This window comes from Bartonella birtlesii IBS 325 (assembly GCF_000273375.1).
In the GTDB taxonomy this organism is placed as follows: Bacteria; Pseudomonadota; Alphaproteobacteria; order Rhizobiales; family Rhizobiaceae; genus Bartonella; species Bartonella birtlesii.
Map to the genome: position 1 here is coordinate 841,352 of NZ_CM001557.1, position 17,131 is coordinate 858,482.

The 17,131-nt window shown below is 40.6% G+C and carries 26 protein-coding genes; 6 read left to right on the forward strand and 20 right to left on the reverse strand.

Going from position 1 to position 17,131, the window contains the following annotated elements; translation table 11 throughout:
- Positions 1 to 29 precede the first annotated feature (29 nt).
- Positions 30 to 254, forward strand: coding sequence for an Arc family DNA-binding protein (locus tag QWU_RS04135; RefSeq protein ID WP_004859800.1), 225 nt, complete (start codon positions 30 to 32; stop codon positions 252 to 254).
- On the opposite strand, the gene QWU_RS04140 is transcribed toward QWU_RS04135, so the two are convergent.
- The 10 genes from QWU_RS04140 to QWU_RS04185 all read right to left on the reverse strand — a co-directional run bounded on the left by QWU_RS04140 (position 201) and on the right by QWU_RS04185 (position 8,531).
- On the reverse strand, positions 201 to 743 hold the full coding sequence (locus tag QWU_RS04140) for a phage antirepressor Ant (RefSeq protein ID WP_017196262.1): 543 nt from the start codon (positions 741 to 743) through the stop codon (positions 201 to 203). The genes QWU_RS04135 and QWU_RS04140 overlap by 54 nt on opposite strands.
- 339 nt (positions 744 to 1,082) lie before the next feature.
- A complete protein-coding gene (locus QWU_RS04145) occupies positions 1,083 to 1,436 on the reverse strand; it encodes a head-tail joining protein (RefSeq protein WP_017196263.1) in 354 nt (117 codons plus the stop codon).
- A 1-nt stretch (position 1,437) separates the two neighbouring features.
- Entirely contained in the window at positions 1,438 to 2,514 is a 1,077-nt protein-coding gene (locus QWU_RS04150) for a major capsid protein (protein WP_017196264.1), read from the reverse strand.
- A gap of 12 nt (positions 2,515 to 2,526) precedes the next feature.
- The gene (locus QWU_RS04155) at positions 2,527 to 2,895 is read right to left on the reverse strand and encodes a head decoration protein (RefSeq protein WP_017196265.1); all 369 of its coding nucleotides are present in this window, start codon (positions 2,893 to 2,895) and stop codon (positions 2,527 to 2,529) included.
- Positions 2,892 to 3,158 carry a hypothetical protein gene (locus QWU_RS09055; RefSeq protein WP_017196266.1) on the reverse strand — a complete coding sequence of 89 codons (267 nt, stop codon included), beginning with the start codon at positions 3,156 to 3,158 and terminating at the stop codon, positions 2,892 to 2,894. Before QWU_RS09055 ends, QWU_RS04155 begins: the two co-directional genes overlap by 4 nt.
- Complete coding sequence (locus tag QWU_RS04165) at positions 3,155 to 4,231, reverse strand: S49 family peptidase (RefSeq protein WP_017196267.1); 1,077 nt, start codon at positions 4,229 to 4,231, stop codon at positions 3,155 to 3,157. The genes QWU_RS09055 and QWU_RS04165 overlap by 4 nt, the downstream gene beginning before the upstream one ends.
- Positions 4,221 to 5,777, reverse strand: a complete 1,557-nt coding sequence (locus tag QWU_RS04170) for a phage portal protein (RefSeq protein ID WP_017196268.1) — start codon at positions 5,775 to 5,777, stop codon at positions 4,221 to 4,223. The genes QWU_RS04165 and QWU_RS04170 overlap by 11 nt, the downstream gene beginning before the upstream one ends.
- Entirely contained in the window at positions 5,777 to 6,025 is a 249-nt protein-coding gene (locus tag QWU_RS04175; protein ID WP_004858786.1) for a phage head-tail joining protein, read from the reverse strand. The genes QWU_RS04170 and QWU_RS04175 overlap by 1 nt, the downstream gene beginning before the upstream one ends.
- Before the next feature lie 3 nt (positions 6,026 to 6,028).
- Positions 6,029 to 7,957, reverse strand: coding sequence for a phage terminase large subunit family protein (locus QWU_RS04180; protein WP_017196269.1), 1,929 nt, complete (start codon positions 7,955 to 7,957; stop codon positions 6,029 to 6,031).
- The gene (locus QWU_RS04185; protein WP_017196270.1) at positions 7,950 to 8,531 is read right to left on the reverse strand and encodes a hypothetical protein; all 582 of its coding nucleotides are present in this window, start codon (positions 8,529 to 8,531) and stop codon (positions 7,950 to 7,952) included. Before QWU_RS04185 ends, QWU_RS04180 begins: the two co-directional genes overlap by 8 nt.
- 87 nt (positions 8,532 to 8,618) lie before the next feature.
- On the opposite strand from QWU_RS04185, the gene QWU_RS04190 reads away from it, so the two are divergent.
- Positions 8,619 to 8,885, forward strand: coding sequence for a BrnT family toxin (locus QWU_RS04190; RefSeq protein WP_006589111.1), 267 nt, complete (start codon positions 8,619 to 8,621; stop codon positions 8,883 to 8,885).
- Positions 8,863 to 9,168, forward strand: a complete 306-nt coding sequence (locus QWU_RS04195) for a BrnA antitoxin family protein (RefSeq protein WP_017196272.1) — start codon at positions 8,863 to 8,865, stop codon at positions 9,166 to 9,168. Before QWU_RS04190 ends, QWU_RS04195 begins: the two co-directional genes overlap by 23 nt.
- A 51-nt stretch (positions 9,169 to 9,219) precedes the next feature.
- Here QWU_RS04195 and QWU_RS04200 read toward each other — a convergent pair whose 3' ends face one another.
- From QWU_RS04200 to QWU_RS04220, 5 genes are all read right to left on the reverse strand, one after another.
- Complete coding sequence (locus QWU_RS04200) at positions 9,220 to 9,498, reverse strand: hypothetical protein (protein ID WP_017196273.1); 279 nt, start codon at positions 9,496 to 9,498, stop codon at positions 9,220 to 9,222.
- Positions 9,495 to 10,235, reverse strand: coding sequence for a phage antirepressor Ant (locus QWU_RS04205; protein ID WP_017196274.1), 741 nt, complete (start codon positions 10,233 to 10,235; stop codon positions 9,495 to 9,497). Before QWU_RS04205 ends, QWU_RS04200 begins: the two co-directional genes overlap by 4 nt.
- Before the next feature lie 568 nt (positions 10,236 to 10,803).
- Positions 10,804 to 11,391, reverse strand: coding sequence for a phage antirepressor Ant (locus tag QWU_RS04210; protein WP_017196275.1), 588 nt, complete (start codon positions 11,389 to 11,391; stop codon positions 10,804 to 10,806).
- Between the two features lie 321 nt (positions 11,392 to 11,712).
- Complete coding sequence (locus tag QWU_RS04215; protein WP_017196276.1) at positions 11,713 to 12,297, reverse strand: hypothetical protein; 585 nt, start codon at positions 12,295 to 12,297, stop codon at positions 11,713 to 11,715.
- A 3-nt stretch (positions 12,298 to 12,300) separates the two neighbouring features.
- Entirely contained in the window at positions 12,301 to 12,621 is a 321-nt protein-coding gene (locus tag QWU_RS04220) for a hypothetical protein (RefSeq protein WP_004861484.1), read from the reverse strand.
- A 343-nt stretch (positions 12,622 to 12,964) separates the two neighbouring features.
- Between QWU_RS04220 and QWU_RS04225 the strand changes: the two genes are divergently transcribed.
- Together QWU_RS04225 and QWU_RS04230 are read left to right on the forward strand one after the other, a co-directional pair.
- Positions 12,965 to 13,147, forward strand: a complete 183-nt coding sequence (locus QWU_RS04225; RefSeq protein WP_006589116.1) for a type II toxin-antitoxin system HicA family toxin — start codon at positions 12,965 to 12,967, stop codon at positions 13,145 to 13,147.
- A gap of 20 nt (positions 13,148 to 13,167) precedes the next feature.
- Positions 13,168 to 13,590: a type II toxin-antitoxin system HicB family antitoxin gene (locus QWU_RS04230; protein ID WP_004859811.1), complete on the forward strand. Its 423-nt coding sequence runs from the start codon at positions 13,168 to 13,170 to the stop codon at positions 13,588 to 13,590.
- Positions 13,591 to 13,593: 3 nt separating this feature from the next.
- Here QWU_RS04230 and QWU_RS04235 read toward each other — a convergent pair whose 3' ends face one another.
- Both QWU_RS04235 and ssb read right to left on the reverse strand, forming a co-directional pair.
- On the reverse strand, positions 13,594 to 14,145 hold the full coding sequence (locus QWU_RS04235; protein ID WP_017196277.1) for a hypothetical protein: 552 nt from the start codon (positions 14,143 to 14,145) through the stop codon (positions 13,594 to 13,596).
- Positions 14,146 to 14,598 carry a single-stranded DNA-binding protein gene (gene ssb, locus QWU_RS04240; RefSeq protein ID WP_017196278.1) on the reverse strand — a complete coding sequence of 151 codons (453 nt, stop codon included), beginning with the start codon at positions 14,596 to 14,598 and terminating at the stop codon, positions 14,146 to 14,148.
- A 237-nt stretch (positions 14,599 to 14,835) separates the two neighbouring features.
- On the opposite strand from ssb, the gene QWU_RS04245 reads away from it, so the two are divergent.
- Complete coding sequence (locus tag QWU_RS04245; RefSeq protein ID WP_006589119.1) at positions 14,836 to 15,264, forward strand: type II toxin-antitoxin system HicB family antitoxin; 429 nt, start codon at positions 14,836 to 14,838, stop codon at positions 15,262 to 15,264.
- A gap of 48 nt (positions 15,265 to 15,312) precedes the next feature.
- Here the strand turns inward: QWU_RS04245 and QWU_RS04250 are convergent, their stop codons facing one another.
- The 3 genes from QWU_RS04250 to QWU_RS04260 form a co-directional block, all read right to left on the reverse strand.
- Complete coding sequence (locus QWU_RS04250; protein ID WP_006589120.1) at positions 15,313 to 15,846, reverse strand: phage antirepressor Ant; 534 nt, start codon at positions 15,844 to 15,846, stop codon at positions 15,313 to 15,315.
- A gap of 237 nt (positions 15,847 to 16,083) precedes the next feature.
- Entirely contained in the window at positions 16,084 to 16,431 is a 348-nt protein-coding gene (locus tag QWU_RS04255; RefSeq protein ID WP_006589121.1) for a hypothetical protein, read from the reverse strand.
- A gap of 176 nt (positions 16,432 to 16,607) precedes the next feature.
- Positions 16,608 to 17,045, reverse strand: coding sequence for a hypothetical protein (locus QWU_RS04260; protein ID WP_006589122.1), 438 nt, complete (start codon positions 17,043 to 17,045; stop codon positions 16,608 to 16,610).
- Positions 17,046 to 17,131 lie beyond the last annotated feature (86 nt).

A 17,131-nucleotide genomic window follows, 5' to 3' on the forward strand; every position in this document is an offset into this window, starting at 1 on the left:
CAAGTGTATTTTAGGTATATTTTAGGTGCATGACAAAAAAAGATCGTGTGCAATTTAAATTTCTCATTCCAATTGAACTGAAAAATCAATTGGAAGAGCTTGCTGAAGCAAATCATCGTAGCCTTACGGGTGAAATTCTTGCTCGTTTAGAAGATTCTGTCCGCACTACCGTTACATTAAATCACCTACTGGCAATGAATTCAGAAGATCTCAAAAAGCTCCTTGAACAACCACTCGTGAATAAAAAACAATAAGATGCCACACATAGCCCCCTCAGAGCGTTTTAAACCATCCAAAGCTTTTGCTTTTGGTGCTAATTCTGCAATCACATGATCTTTCTGTTCGATTTGATTTTGTAAGTGATTCAAAACACCAAGCAATGCTTCCGGTTTGGAATAGTCAACTTGTGGAGCAGCTACTTGTTTCAAAAGCCGTTCACATTTGATAAAGTATAAACGCGCTTCTCTACCTTTCTTATTGTTCTCAAGCATAGAAAGTTCTTTTGCTACACTTAAAATCAGATGATAATCTTTACGATTGTGACCACCCCTGCCTTTGCTCCCCAAAATCGGGGAGCAAACAAAGTCTTGATTTTCTAATAAATTATATTTGTTGATACGGTCTGTAATCCAAGTAGAGAAATCTTTACCTATTTCCAAAAACGCATGCAAATCACGCGCGTTAACAGTTTGAACAGTCTCTTGATCAATGACCTGTTCTGATATTTCTATAAGAGTATTCATAATGAATTCCTTATGGTTAGATGTTTTTGATTGACACTCTAAGAAGAGTGCCGGGTGCTCAAAAACACGGCCATAAGTCCGTCGTTACACTTTCCCCGCAAGGGTATTGTATAGCGTAACCACACCCGACAGATGTTATTATACGCATGTAGCATATAATGAGTCAAAGTTTTTAATGTATAGAAGACTGATTATTTCGGTAACCAATCCGCTTATGGTTTAAGGTGTTTTTGAGGCACCTGATTCGATTATTCATACTCCTGTCATAATGTCAAGCAGTAATATCATTATTTTTAAAATAACTAGAGAGTATTTAACAGTGCACCAAACAAAGATGCCTCATTGTTTTATCTCCCGCAAGATAAGCTTATACATACCGGATTCTGAGGCTTGGACATCTGTGACAATGAAGTGCTCTTGAGAGGGGGCTTTGTTGTTTTCAGGGGAAATGATTACAACATTATCTTCAGGTTTTGGTGGTAAGCCTCCAATGTCGTTGATACAAAGATCAAGTTCCTTTCTTGGAATTGTGGTAGAGATTCTGCCACCGGCGTCCGATTCTGAATGCTTAATTCCGTAAATCGCTGTGATACGAAAAGATTGCTGGTTGTCCTTTCGCGTGTAGATGATGGGCTGCCCAAAAGTGTTGCGCACATCTTTAACCATTTGGTTTAGCAGCCCGTGCCATCGCATGTTATTTCGCTCCAATCACTGCTTTAAACAGCATTTCAGGGCGTGTGCAAATGTAAAGCGGATAGCTGTATACCTCAGGCTTTACCCATGCATTACGGTCGTGATCAACTATCAACATGGTGTAGAGAGGTCTTCCAACGGTGTTAGCAAAATCCAAGCTTTCCCCTGGTGCAAAGGTTTTTTGGAATACACCAGGCGCATCAACAGGAAAGAATTGACATTCATCAGGCTTAATTCCTATGGCGCGCTTTGTTCCAGCCTTTGCACTTACATTATAGTTGTGGATACTCCGGTAATTAATGAAAGTGACACCTGCAAAGTCAAAACTGCCAAAGCTTCCAGAACCAATTGCACTTGGTGTTGCAACACCTCCAGCACTATTGAGTGTCTGTGCTAAGGCTGTGTTTAAATAGGTCTCCCGAATTGTTTTATGGTTTTTCAACTTGGAAAAGAATTCATTTCCACAAAGCCCAATAATGCGTGAACGATCAGAAAATGCTCCTTTTGAAGCCTCAATCATCCTCATAATGACTTGGTCAACATTGTCAGCAACATTGGTTGTCTCAACATTCAGTTTAAAATCAATGGGCTTTGGTGGTGTGATTTCCCATTCCTTGTACCAATCCACAATGACAGAGCCATCAGCATCAAGGACAACACCTTGAACAGCGCCAAGCTGCATATTTTCCCATGTCAATTCGATTTCAGAAATCAGTTTCTTTTGTTTTCTGGCAATATATTTCATTGCTGTCTCTAACTGATCTTCTGCGCCAAATTCACGCCGGTTCTGGATTTCTTCTGATTTTACGGTATCACTTTTGGCAATCCGTGTTGTTTTGAAAAAACGAAGATTACGCCCCTCTCTGTCGCCTTCTGCCAAAGGTGCCCCGCGTTCACTGGTTTGAATAAGCGAAAATGTATTATCACGCCGTTCAATACCAACCACTGTGGTACTGGTTTCAACTTCCTCAAAAAGATTAAGAGAGCTCACAAGACCAGGTTGAAACTCATAGTTTTCGATGGCTTTCATCATTGTGATGCTTGAGAAAGCATCATGTTTAAAAAAATTCATATCCATGTGTGCATTCTCCTATCGCAATAGAATGTTGTTATGGTCTTCTAAAGACTGAATGGCTTCTTTCTTTTGCTCATCCGTGATGGCATCTGGCCATAGCAGTTCAGAAGCTTTTACAGTGCATAAGCGTGCTGTGATCACAGCGCGTTGATCTGCTTCTGTTGCATCAATAGTGGCAAAAGAAATCCCTGCCGGTGTTTGACTGCCATCTGTTGCTGCTGGATTAAGGGGGATATATTTTTCTGATGCGGTTATCTTTCCCATGACAGTTCCCGCTTCAATGAATGCTCCTGATGCGAATACCACTTCTTCGTTTGACATATCAGGGTCGTAGGGTCCAAGATAAGCGCCATTGCGTACGTCGTCATAAATAATATTTGTCATTTCACTGCCCTCCAAGCTGCTTCCCATTTTGCGTGAATCTTTGCCTTGCTTGTCCCATCACTATGAGGGGTATAAGGCGAGAGTTTTAAAGACGCGCTTTGAGAGCTAGCAGCCGCCAACACACACTGGCGTGCTTTTTCGAGACTCATACCGTTTTGAATAGCTTTTACTGCGTCAAAAGAAACGCCTAAGTGCTTTGCTTGCCTTTCAAGAGTTGTTAGTGCTTTTGCGCGCTCTCTTTCTTTTTCAAGCACGGCTTTCATATCTTCGCGCTTGTTTTCATTGTCCTCATTGTCTTCATCCTCATATTCGTTTTCTTCCTCGTCGAAGTCTTCGGCTTTTTTGTCGATGTCACTATCGTCTTCGTCATCTTCCTCGTCATTGATGATGTCGACGATCTTTTCGTCATCATCTTCTTCAGCGCGGTATTGTGTGCGTGCCATGTGTTTTGTCCTTTTTCTGTTGATGTTGGGTTTTGTGATATGGAATCCGTTAAGGCTTCCAAAGCTTGCGCAAGGGTGCCTTGCACATCTGCTAATCCAAGTTTGAGAGCTTGGGTGCCTATAAAAGTTTCTGCCTTCGTGTCACGAATTGCATCAGCATTTAAGCGTCTGTTTTGCGCCACCAAATCAACAAACATCTCGTAGAGCAGGGCGCAATCGGCTTGCATTTTTATCTGTGCTGTATCGCTCAAGGGTTCGTGAGGGTTGCCATGAACTTTGTGATCACCTTCAAAGACAAAGGTCCATTTATGTCCGTGTTTTTCATCCGCACGGGATTGGTCAAGATGGGCGCAAACGACACCAATCGAGCCCACAACACCCGTGCGTGCAACCCATATTTGAGAAGCCGCACAAGCAATGGCATAAGCTGCAGAACAGGCAAATTCATTGGCATGTGCCCAAATGGGTTTGCCATATTGTTTTGAGAGTGTTTGAAACTCTTCAACCAAATCAAACACACCGCCGGCTTCTCCACCACCACTGTCAATATCAAGTAAGACAGCGCGAACATCAGGTTGTGCAATGGCTTCACGAAAAGAAGCCCTTAAACCTTCATAAGAGGTTAGCCCCGATAAAGCCCCAAGCCTTGCACCACGGCGCACAAGCGTGCCATGAACCGGTAGTATAGCAATATTGTTTTGCACTACATAAGTTTCAGGGGGGCTGAAAGACGCTGTATCCCCTTGCGCAAAAGCCTTAGGGGCAAACTTTTCTCCCTCAAAAAGACGTGGCGCAAGAGCATTCAAAATGATATCAAGCTTTGTCGATGCAAGCATATGAGGAACACCAAAAAGCCGTGATGCCAAAAACGGCATGTCGAGATTATTCACCATTTGTATGTGCCTCACTGCCTTGGTTGCTTTCATAAGTGTCAGAAGGGTCTGAATCTGCGGTATCAATTACTTGATTGCTACCAGAGGGCGCTGCCATATCCGTGTCAAAAGATAAGCCGCGCGCACGAGCGTCTGTGTGCTCTTCTTGCAGTTCGGCATGAATGCTGTCGATATCAAAGCCGCGCTCGGCAAGTGCCATGCGTCGTGTTTTCAAGCCTGCACGGATTTCTTCTTTTTCCGCCGATATATCCTTGTTTGGATCAATCATTTCCAGGGGTGGTGCAAAGCTTTCACATTGAAGCCATGGCAAGGGATTTTCTTCCCACTCTGGCAAATTGACGCATCCAGAAAGCACTGCCATTTCAACAAAGCGCTCCCAAACAATGCGATTGAACTGAAAAGCAATGATATGTTCGCGCCATTGTTTGACGTGCCGTCTAAACTGAATGATAGAGGTACGCACATTGGAAAAATTCCCCCGCGTAACGTCTCCAGTCACAACGGCATAAGGCATATTGAGAGCCGAGCAAATTTTTAAAATATTACGATATTGAAAGGCTTCATAAGAACCACCAACCTCAACAGGACTGGAAAATGTAATTTGTTTTTCGCCATCCACTATGTTGACCGATCCAGGGTAAATTTTATCCACGTCAGCTGCCTCTTCGGTCTTCTTTGGGGGCGTCGTTTGCTCACGATTTTCCTCTAATTTCGCATCATGAGATTCCTTCCCTGTAATAAACACCGCAAAAAGAGCTGCTGTCCTTTTTCGATCAAGCTCTGCATCATCATAGGATTCGAGTTGAAAGATCTTTGTCATACAGCGCGTTATTTTGGGAGAACCGCGCAATTGTCCGGCAATACGGCGCTCTTTGATGTGAAGGACCATTTCAGCAGGGACACGCACGCGTTCTTGGCTCTCAAATGCCATATTTGCAGGGCAATCATCATAGGGGTGATGTTCCCAGAAATGATAAGCAACGCGCTTGCCACTGGCATTAAATTCAATTCCCATACGAATGTAATTGCCTTCAATCTCAGCCGGTCCATTATAAGTGAGATCCAGCATTTCGGTGGGATAAACTTGCAATTGAAGAGGCACACCAGAGCGTCCATAAAGGTCGACATAGTGTAGTCTTACAAAGCATTCGCCGGTTAAAAAGACCTCTCGGGCAATCGTTGCTTGCAGACCATAAAAATTGGCATCTTCATCATAGTCCGCTTCATCAACCCATTGCCACCATAAGTCTAAAAGCTTTTTCTTTTCTTCTTGAAAACCTTCAATACGAGGATAAGGTTTAATCCCATCACTTACAGCCGCAGAGACCCATTCTTCTGTTGCAGACCCATAAAGAGCTTCATTGTCATAAAGCCATCTTGAACGGGCAACAATGGTATCACCGCATTCCTCAATGGCTTTATTGATATGTTTTTTGGCTGGGTCAAAACCACCCATGCGACGGCTTTTACTTGCCGCTTCAAAATGGGGATTGTGTTGACGAGAAATTGTAAAAAAGCCTGTGAGTTTATTAAAAAAACCAGCCATTAATAGCCTCGTGATATATTAAAATAGAAAACGCGTGAACGCTTGCGTCCTTCAAGATCCGCTATTTGTGTGTTCAGCATCTCAAGCGCTCTGCGAAGTTCCTCAACAGAACGATTGCTTACTTGCTTATCGCCATGGCGCACCGATTGCGCTCCCGAATAAAGAGCCTCTTCAATTTGCTCACGCCGCCTTTTTAAACTTTCAAGTCTCGAAAATTTGCTGTTAATTGGTTCTAAAGTTTCATCCACAAATTACCTCCAATCCCCTTGCATATAAGGATTCATCATTGTTCTGAATGGCTTCTTTTGAGGCTGTGCTATCTGAGATCTTCTTGGAGCAGGAGAGGGGGTATGTCTTGGTGTTGACTGCTCTAAAGAGCCTTCAATTTTAAGTTTTTCCAAACGCTCTTCTAAGATATCGACTTCTCGATTAAGGTTTATTCCCGCCGAAATCAGACCTTGTAAAGCAGCATAAGCATAAACCCTACAGTCCAAGGCTTCATTTCTTGCTTTTTCGCTTTTTTGCCATTCAATGCGCTTGAAGCCTTTAAAATATTTGATGACTTTTCTTTCAGCGGTCAGCTGGTCAAAATATTCTCGATCAAGGTTTTTGTGAAAGTGTGTTGCACCAGCCCCCGATGCTTCAGGACCGGATTTTTTAAACCGTGCCGTGATAATATCTTTTGCTGCATCAACACCAACAATATAGAGATTAATCTGTCCTTTGTTGTTTCTACTTGGGCGGCGTGGCCATACCGCACGCCATCCCGCTTGCCCCTTAATCCCCCAGATACGCCGCCCTTCACGGGGGCGCACGTAATTATAAACCGCTTGTGTGTGTCCACCACCGGTATCAATACAAGCCGCCGTTATCTTGATGCCATCTTTATAGCCTAGATGCGTCCAGCGTCTTGTAAGATATTTATCCAATTGGTCCCATACTTCAAAAGAAGAGGGGTCGCCAGGAATGATGTGATAATCGATATGCCAGCTTTCTTCACTGCGTCCCCATCCCACTACTTCCAGTTCTAACCGGTCATTTTGCACATCAATGCCCGCTGTCAACAACACGGCTTGTTCTGGTGCAAGGGGATAATCTTCACGTTTTGCATAGAGGCTATCAGGGTCAACAACTTCGCCGGTTCTATCCTCCCATGGCTCTCCAAGCACTGTGTTGATAAAAGGTTGCAAAAGTGCCGGATCATCTTTCGCATCTAAAAACTCTCTTGCGCATTCCCCCCAAGTAAGCCAAGGTGAATAGAGTGCCGAAATATGGTAAGAACGCAAATTCGGTCTGCTTGACTCACTGGTTGGTACCCAACATGCTCCTCTTTCTTCACACATGAGATCTGTTTTTCTGTGCTCAGCATGTTCATGACCACAATGCGCACAAACAAAAACAGCTTTTTCAGGAGCGCCTTTTGGCCACTTGATTTGTGACCAAACAATGGGCTGTAGAACACCACACGCATCACAAGGGACATTGTAATATCGCTGGTCTCCTAGCACGAAATCTTTGGCGATACGGCTTGTGTCACGGTGTGTTGGCGTGGACAATTTAAAAATCTTTCTCTGCACAAAGGTTGAGGTCCGCTTTTCCGCTATCATCACCGGATCACCTTCGTTATCCACACTGAGAGGATAGGCATCAACCTCATCCAAAATCAGATAACGAATAGGCATGGAACGCAAACCGGCAGCACTGTTGGCTCCTGTAAGCATCAATGCACCACCATCAAACTCTTTCGAAAACATTGTATTGCCGCTGTCGCGTGCCCGCGCTGGGGCAATGCGTTCGCTTAAAGCAGGGCTTGCCATAATCATTGGGTCAAGACGCGTCTTTGACAATTTCTTCGCTGTCTCAACCGTTGGCATCACATAAAGGGCAGGTCCCGGACTGTAATGAATAGCATAACCGCAGAAGTTCAATCCTGCTTCAGACATGCCGATCTGCGCCCCTTTCATGACAATTGTTGTTTCAATTGGCACGTAAGAGGAAAGGTTATCCATGATTTCGCGCAAATAAGGGGTACGCTTTGTTCTCCAAAGCCCAGGCTCAGCACTTGCTACGGTGCTAAGATACCTATTCTTGTCCGCCCATTGCGAAACCGTGTATGGTGGGTCTGGTTGTCGTGCGTCATTGGCATTGGCGAAAAATTCTTCGACTGCATTGTCATCCATTATTCGTTTCTTGCAAGTGCTCTAACTCTGGAGAATGAGGATCATGAAAAGGCACTGGAATATTAACCGCCTCAAGCAAAGCTGTTCTCATGGTATAATCAATAGCACCAATAAGGCTGGCTGCATCACATCCAACTTGTGCAGCAATGCTCGCACCAAAACGATGCGGAAAATTCAACATAGCATCACGGTGCGCTCTTCCAAACTCACGTGCCGCCTTTTTCATTTCTTCTCGATCAACAGTGGTTTCGCGCAATCGTTCAAGGGCAATCTTTTCGCTTTCAAGCGCAACTTGCATTCGCTCCAGTTTTATCTTGTATTCATTGGCTCCATCTGTGGAGGCTTGTTTGATCTTTGTCCGCACCTTTCCATCAGGCGCTAAAAGTGAGGCAGGGCGCTTTGTTGGATTCTCATTCCAGATAGCTGTTGCAAGCGCTTCATTGACAGATCCATCTTCAAAAAGAGCCTCATCAAATTTGCCTGTCTTTATCCGAGAAACCACTGCATTAGGCGAAACCCGCATCTTCTTCGCAAACGCACGAACCGATAGACCCTTACGATGTTTCTTGGTCATTGATAGTTTCTCCATTTTGAATGACTTACGTGAATTATCGTACACTTTTTTGTTTACGGCATCCTATTTTTCGTGTACATAAAATATATGAAGATAGTGTGGGATGAACCAAAAAGAGCTTTAAACATTGATAAACATAAGCTTGATTTTGCTGATGTTATTTGTTTTGACTGGGAACATGCTCTTATTGATGCAACACATTCAAACCGCATGAAAGCTATCGGGCATTTTGCTGATGGCACAACAGTTATTGTTTTTGCAAGGCTTGGCAATGAAGCGATATCCATTATCAGTTTTCGTCAAGCGAATAAAAAAGAAAGAGAGGTTTTCAATGACTATCAAAAAAACCTTTGAAACAGGATGTGGCTATACAAAAGAAGATTGGGACGCTGTGGATTCCCCACCACTAACAGATGAAGAACTTGCACGCTTAAAGCCAGCTAAAGACGTTTTACCAGCCTCCTTTTTTAAGTATGTAACAGAAGAGCGCCGTAAACGTGGGCGTCCACCCGTTGAATCTCCTAAACAAGCGGTTACTCTCCGTCTCGACCCAAATGTTATTGCCTCTTTTAAAAAACAAGGAAAAGATTGGCGCGCACGTATGAGTGAAGCTTTAAAAAAAGTAAGCGGTAGCTAAACCAACCACCTCCCCATTTTTGAGAACGGGAAGGGGAGTTGTGTTTTTTACTTAAGCTACCTTTTTAATGGGGTTTTCCAAAGTAGGAGCATAAGCTCGCAACAAAGAATCCATGCTATGCGGTAGTTCTGAATCTCCAAAATCTGTTAGAACTGTTAAGATTTTAAGTATATTGGGCACCTCATCTTGAAGTTTTAAAATCAAAACCTTTTCTACCAGACTCATGATGTCAACCAAAGCAGTACATTCTTTGTCGTTAATATTTTCATCATTAGAAAACCGAAACAAAGCCATCCATAAATCGCATAAGAAGTCGACACTGCTATTCATTGCACACCTCCATAGATTTGCTCTCTCAAACACGCCAATCCTCTGGATGTAATTTTTGTTGAAGGCAGCACCTTTTCTGTTCCATCCGGTCTTTGAATGGTAATAGCAGGGCAGTCCATGAATCCTTTCTTTATCTTGTCCTGATAAGGTAACAGAGGCGCCCCTGGAGCACGTCGATATACCCAATCATGTTTACGCAAATAATCGGTTAAATCCTTTGGTCGTACCTCTAACATCTTTGCTGCTTCGATAAGACCAAACAAACCATCAGAACGTTTTAAGCCTTCCAAAGCTTTTGCTTTTGGTGCTAATTCTGCAATCACATGATCTTTCTGTTCGATTTGATTTTGTAAGTGATTTAAAACACCAAGCAATGCTTCCGGTTTGGAATAGTCAACTTGTGGTGTCACTACTTGTTTCAAAAGCCGTTCACATTTGATAAAGTATAAACGCGCTTCTCTACCTTTCTTATTGTTCTCAAGCATAGAAAGCTCTTTTGCTACACTTAAAGTTAGATGATAATCTTTAGAGGGACGACCGCCTTGGAGGTTTTCCCCAAAATTGGTGAAAACTAAATAATCCTGATTTTCTAATAAATTATATTTGTTGATGCGATATTTAATCCAAGTAGAGAAATCTTTACCTACTTCTAAAAACGCATGCAAATCACGCGCATTAACAGTTTGAACAGTTTCCTGATCAATAACCTGTTCTGATATTTCTATAAGTGTGTTCATAAAGAACTCCTTGGTAATAGAGGTTTCTTAATGACACTCAAAAAGAGTGCCGGGTGCTAAGAAACACGGTACCAAGTCCGTCGTTATGCTTTTCCCAAAAGGGTATTGTATAGCGTAACCACACCCGACAATATCATTATATGCGTGTAACATACAATGAGTCAAAGCCTTTAATGTGCGGAAAATAAACTATCTCGGTAGTTTGTCCGCTTGGTATTTTCTAAGGTGTTTCTTAGGCACCTGATTCGAAGATACCTATTACTATAGAATTGTCAAGTAACAAAAATTACTTTTTGCTAAGAAAACGTTTCACATACTGTACAGTGTACATATTGAAATCATTATTTATCAATGAGTTAAGTGTACAATGTACAGTCAATTTGAAAATTCTGTCGCTAGCGATAGTTCGCGCTAGCCTGCCCCGCAACAGACCCAACCCGCCGGGAAGTACCTTTTGCATTGATTTTATTGATTTTTTTTGGAAATAGGAAAGGCATAATTGGCAATCTTTTTTAAATTAATATCCTCCCCACTCTGAAAGCAGGGAAGATGAGATCATATTTTAAATCTAAGCAGCTTTTACGACAGATCTTGCTAGAACCTGTTTTGCTTCTTTAATTAAGGCTTTATATTTTCTGTTCTCTTCATCTACTCTGAAGGCATCAAGAAGGCGAACATGAATTGGACCCAGAAGATACAAAACTTTTTCACCAGCGTTCATACCTTCCCAATAACTTGGTAAGTCAAAACGTTTATCTTCATAATCGGTAGATTGGTTTCTTAGTTTTTTTTCACACTCAATAAAGTAACGACGAGCTTGACGTCCTTTCTCGTTACGTTCCACCATTGAGAGCTCTTTCGCCATGTCTAAAGTGATGTGATATTCTGTACTTGGACGACCGCCTTTAGGTTTTACTCTTTTTTGAGTAAAACTCACAAAGTCTTGATTTTCCTGAGAGATATTAGGTTTTACTAAATTTTTAGTAAAACTCACAAAGTCCTTATTTTCTAGGAAACCATATTCTTTAATACGATTAATAATCCAATCGTTAAAACGAGATGTTACCTTCAAAAACGTATGCAACTCACGTGCATTTACTGCTTGAACTGTTTCTTGATCAATCGTTTGTTCTGTAATTTTAATAAGAGTGTTCATAATGAACTCCTATGCAGTTAGAGGTTTTCTATTGACACTCCACAAAGAATGCCGGGTGCTAGAAAACACGGTGCATAGTCCGTCGTCACGCTTTTCCCATAAAGGGTATTGTATAGCGTAACCACACCCGACAATATTATTATACGCATGTAGCATATAATGAGTCAAAGTCTTTAATATGCGGAAAATAAACTGTTTCGGCAATCTATCCGCTATGCATCTAAGGTGTTTTCTAGGCACCTAACTTGACGATATACTTTTTCCATGAATCTTGTCAAGAAAGAAAATCCCATTGTGTAGCAGATAGATAGCTTAAGAACATTATTTAGCTTTCTTATTGGCGGCATATTCTTGACGAGCAAGTTGGTACTGTATATTGGCAATTAATCTCTCATTGGCTTTTTTTACAATAGCATTTGCAATCTCTGGTTTGGACATCACTCCAGCAATTGACGGTCCTTCTTGTTTTGCAATAGGGAATTGATCTCCGTCTGCTCTTTGAAAAACATTCCCATTCAGCTTTTTTAATTCAACACGCTTTGGAAAACTCCCACCTTTGATAAAAGCATGGGGTAAGATTTCTTTTTTTCCAAACATTTTGTAAGTTACACCGCGTTTTGTTTCTTTTGCTTGAAAAAATTTAAGAGGTATCGGTGTTCCAGAACCAATGATATCTGTCTCGAGAAGCTTTGCTGTAGCCTTTTCTTTAATATAAACGCCTTTTTTGACACGCTTTGATTGGGCAGATGTAACATCGGCAATTTGTTTTTCTGCAAAGCGTTCGACTTGTTTTGCTGCGGTGTTTACAGCATTACGCAAAGCCCAATTAAGGCGTGGTGCTTGAAGACTGGTGAAGGTATCCTTCACCTGTTGAAGATACCATTTTTGGTGGATGATTAACTTCAACTTCTAAGCCTTTTTTGGGGTAGGTGTTGATGGCTTAGAAACTTTAGATGCTTTGGGCTGTTCGAGTGAAATTTCTTCTATTGCTGATTCAGATGATGTTTGTACGACTTCTTGTTCTATCTGCTTAATTTGTTTAACTGCCTTTTCAGGTTTTGCTGTTGTTTTAACGTCAACAAAAGGTTTTGCAGCATTAGCGCGCTTGAGACGTGCGTAGACCTGATTAGAAATTTCAACAAATGGATTATTGGGTGTTGATGGTTCAAAGCGAACAGTGCTTTTATTGTCGCCAACCACACACATTGGTTTAGTGATGACAGCTTTCATCATTGCTCCTTTCGAGTCATAATTAATGACATCATTAGTCAAATATTGATTTTTATTCTGTGAAAAATAGATTAGCCGGAATTACCCAGAAAACAGGACATTCTAGCCACGTTTCAAGTTCACATTTTACTGAATTTTTGAGGATATTTTTGAATTTTAGACACAATACGACTAGTGCAGTGGCGTCATTAAATATGATTTTTTACACTATGTCAACAAAAAAATCATGATCTTGTATTTTTTTATTTTTTACCTAAATATGGTGTTTTAAAAGATGTCCTTTATTTTCCTTTAACACAACATTTATGTTGTATTGAAACATTTTAGATGTTATATTATTATAATGAATAGTCAAGAATTGAAAAGATATCTTATAAAGCATGGTTGCAGTTTTACTTCAGGGAAAGGTGGACATTTGCTTGTAAAGCGCGGTTCTAAAAAGTCCGTTTTACCTATGCATGGTACGCGAAAAGAATTAGGAACAGGATTAGTCCAGAAGATTCTTAAAGATCTTGACCTAAAATAAGCCTGAATATGGAGGTGTAAATGAAATATGCAATTAAATTTATCAAAGATGACAATGATACTCTTCTTGTTGTCTCCAAAGATTTTCAGGAATTTATTACCTACGGTAACGACGAAAAAGAAGCTTTGGAACACGCTAAAAACGCGCTTTTAACAGTTATTATGGGGCGTTTTCAAGATCGTGAACCTATTCCCTTTGGACATCGTGATATTGCCTATCCTTTTGTTGAAGTATCTTCATTGGTGACTTTAAAAATTGCAATACATAACGCTATGATTGAAAAAAACTTACGCAAAGCTGATCTCGTACGTCTTTTAAAACTTCATCCAATACAAATTGACCGATTGTTGGATTTAAACCACTCAAGCAAATTAGATGCCTTAGAGTCCACTCTCATTGCTCTTGGAAAAGAGGTTGCCATTAATATCCAAGATGCCGCTTGAAAACTACCGGTTTTGCGTAAAATGCTTATAAAGCACATTAAGAGCAATACGCAATGAAAGCACAAGATGTGGTAGTGATTGGTCTTCTATAACAAGATACTGTAATGCGGCATGAAGGTTATATTGACGGTGTAAACACTGCGCTTCTTGAACAACACCTTTTACAGCTACAAGATGTTCTGTTGCTATCTGTACCCATTTCTCTCTTGCTCCGTTATCAGAAGTTTTAGGCATTTCATCATAAATAGCACTAGGCAAGGCTTTTGCACATAGATAATTGTTTCTCACTTCAAGATATTTTTGTGCAGCATCGTATTGGTCTCGATTGAGTTCGCCTTGCAAATAAAGTCGCCCGATATAGGTACCGGAAAGCGGATTTTTAGCCTCTTCTATGGTTAGACCAAAGCGCTTAGCGCGCATTTCAATTGCCAATTTATCCATGGGTTCATGCGGTGTTTTTGCTCGTGAGATGCGTCCATTTGGTTCTCTGATACATCCATTAATCCGTGGACGACCACGTTTTGCACGTTTTTTCTTTTTGTCATATTTTATCAATCAGAATGGTATGCGATCATTAAGAGATATGCTATGATCAGCAGCCCCTGAAGCGATAGCATAACTTTGAGAAGTAATGGGTGAAGGGGTAGGGGGTGCAGATTGCTCTTTCTTAGCATCAAGCAAATATAATTCGCCTTTGAATTGTGGTAAGACAATCTCTGTTGCAAGATGTTCACCACCGTTTTTATCTTTCCATTTACGTGTCTGTAATTTGCCCTCTACATAAACCTTTGAACCTTTACTTAGGTATTGAAGAGCAATTTTTGCCAAATGTGGATTAAAAACCACAATGGAATGCCATTCTGTTTTCTCTACTTTTTGATTAGTCTTTTTATCTGTGTAGCTTTCAGAAGTTGCCATACGAAAGTTGACTACCTCACCACCAGATGGCATTGTTTTGCTTTCGGGATTAGCACCAAGGCGCCCGATTAACGTCACTTTATTTAGCATATTTGTAGCTCCATTAGATTTGCAATTTATACATACAAAATCTTAGCATAAATTTCTTATTTATGCAATTATTTCAGTAAATTAATAACAGTTTTTTAATGTATTACATTATAATATTATTTGACAAATTATTCATCAAAAAACGATGTCACACAAATGGCACGGTATGAGTTATTCTCTCAATGGCTTAAATTTTTCGTTTCAAAAGCATTTCGATTATGGCGAGGAGACCTAAACATGGAGTACACGTATCAAGCAAAACTGGAATCTGATCCAGATGGTGGTTTTATTGTAACCTTTCCAGATGTACCAGAAGCAATAACAGCTGGAGAAAATAGAGCAGAGGCATTAGAGAATGCTGTTGAAGCTTTAGGGTTAGCATTACGGAGCTATCCTATGCGTGGTTTGCCTTTACCAATGCGACAACAGTATAAAGACCTTGTAGAGGTTACGGTAGATGCTTGGAATGCTCTTAAACTTGCAGTGGTAGAAGCCTTTAATGAAGCGAATATCACAAAAACAGAATTGGCACATCGTTTGGGTAAAAAAGAAACAGAAGCAAGACGCATTCTTGATCCAAATTATCCAACTAAGCTTCAAACATTAGAGCAAGCACTGAGCGTTCTTGGCAAGCAAGTCGTTATTACAATCAAAAACGCGGCGTGAAACATCCTCTCCACTCTGAAAGTGGAGAAGATGAGATCATACTTTAAACTAAGCAGCTTTCACAACAGATCTTGCTAGAACCTGTTTTGCTTCTTTAATGAGAGCTTTGTATTTTCTGTTCTCTTCATCTACTCTGAAGGCATCAAGAAGACGCATATGAATAGGACCTAAAAGATATAAAACTTTTTCGCCAGCGTTCATACCTTCCCAATAGCTTGGCAAATCAAAACGTGTATCACGGTCATAATCAACAGCTTGGGTTCTCAGTTTCTTCTCGCACTCAATAAAGTAACGGCGTGCCCGTCGTCCTTTCTCATTGCGTTCCACCATTGAGAGCTCTTTCGCCATGTCTAAAGTGATGTGATATTCTGTACTTGGACGACCGCCTTGGAGGTTTTCGCCAAAATTGGCGAAAACTATATAATCCTGATTTTTGAGAAAGCTGTATTTGTTAATACGGTCTTTAATCCAATTGGAAAAGTCTCGTTTTACTTCCAAAAACACATGTAATTCACGCGCATTAACGGTTTGAATAATTTCTTGTCCAACAGCTTGTTCTGATATTTTAATTAGAGTGTTCATCTTATTAGTCCTTTGTTTTAAAAGTTTAAGTATCCAGGGCTAAAACAACCGAACTAATACAGCCCTTCGTATCTTTAGGTTACCCTTGGACATACACACGAAGACCCTGGACAAAATTTCTTATGATGGGCAACAGATCTTTCGGGATACTGTTGAACCGATTAGTTGCGAGGTGTTTTAAGCCTGCCTCGTAACCTAATGGCTTTTAAAAATTTGTCAAGTTGTTCCTGATATGAGTTAGCATCTAATCATTGTTTTTTCAGAAGCTTCCGATAATTTTTTGATCCCTTTGTTGATCTCATCTATAAGAGGTTCGTAATTCAGAACGCTTTTCGGAACATTACCACCATAAACCCACGCTTTTACTTGCGCTTTGGTGCTGAAATCTGCTCCTTTTGGTGTTTTGTAATACTGACCACCATCAAACTTTTCACACTCTCTTGTGCCATCAGGATATTCGTAGAGGTTGTAAAAATACTCGGCCGCTCCGTCTCCCCAAGGGACATAACCAACAGCTGTTGCAACAAACTTTTTTTGCATTGGCTGTTTATGGTTTTTTAAGAATAGATCTTTTAATATTCTCATGCTTTTAGTCCATAATTTTACCAACTGGTTTATTTGACTCAAATTTGACCGTACAGAGCTGTTTTATATTGCAGATATGATTTCACGTAAAATCTTTAAATCTCTCTCTACGGTGCCATTTTATCGATTTAAATACGTATCTAATCGTAAAATGATTAGCATTTTTCACTATTTTGCTATGTGTTAAGAGCTGTTAATACAAAATCAACATCTGAACAAAGATCTTTTTCCAAATCTCGACAATACGCCGCAAGATCAGCAGATGTTGGCACGAACGTTGTTGACATACCTTTGGCTTCACCACGTACAATTTGTTCAACAGCTTTGTATAGAGCCCATTGTGAAATACCTTGAAGTGCTACAGCATAAGCGCGAGCACAAGCATCTACATTGGCCATTTGTCGCATTATTAAACCACCTTTGAGTAGAACAAAAGCCTTAGAAACATTATTAGAAGAAGATTTTACAGCAATCGTTTCTTTTAACTTTTGACAAGCTTTAATTGCTTTTTTTTCCTCTTCCTTAGTGATCTGTGTATCACCTTGCTTGATACGTTTTGAAATTTGAGTCAAAAAATTTTTAAGTTCTAATATTTCATCAAAGTTTTGTATCATTTCTCTCTCATTTTTATTAAATAAAAAGTGTTTTTAAAATTACTCAAGCTGATGAAACAGCTTGATTTCCGAAAGTATTTAAACCA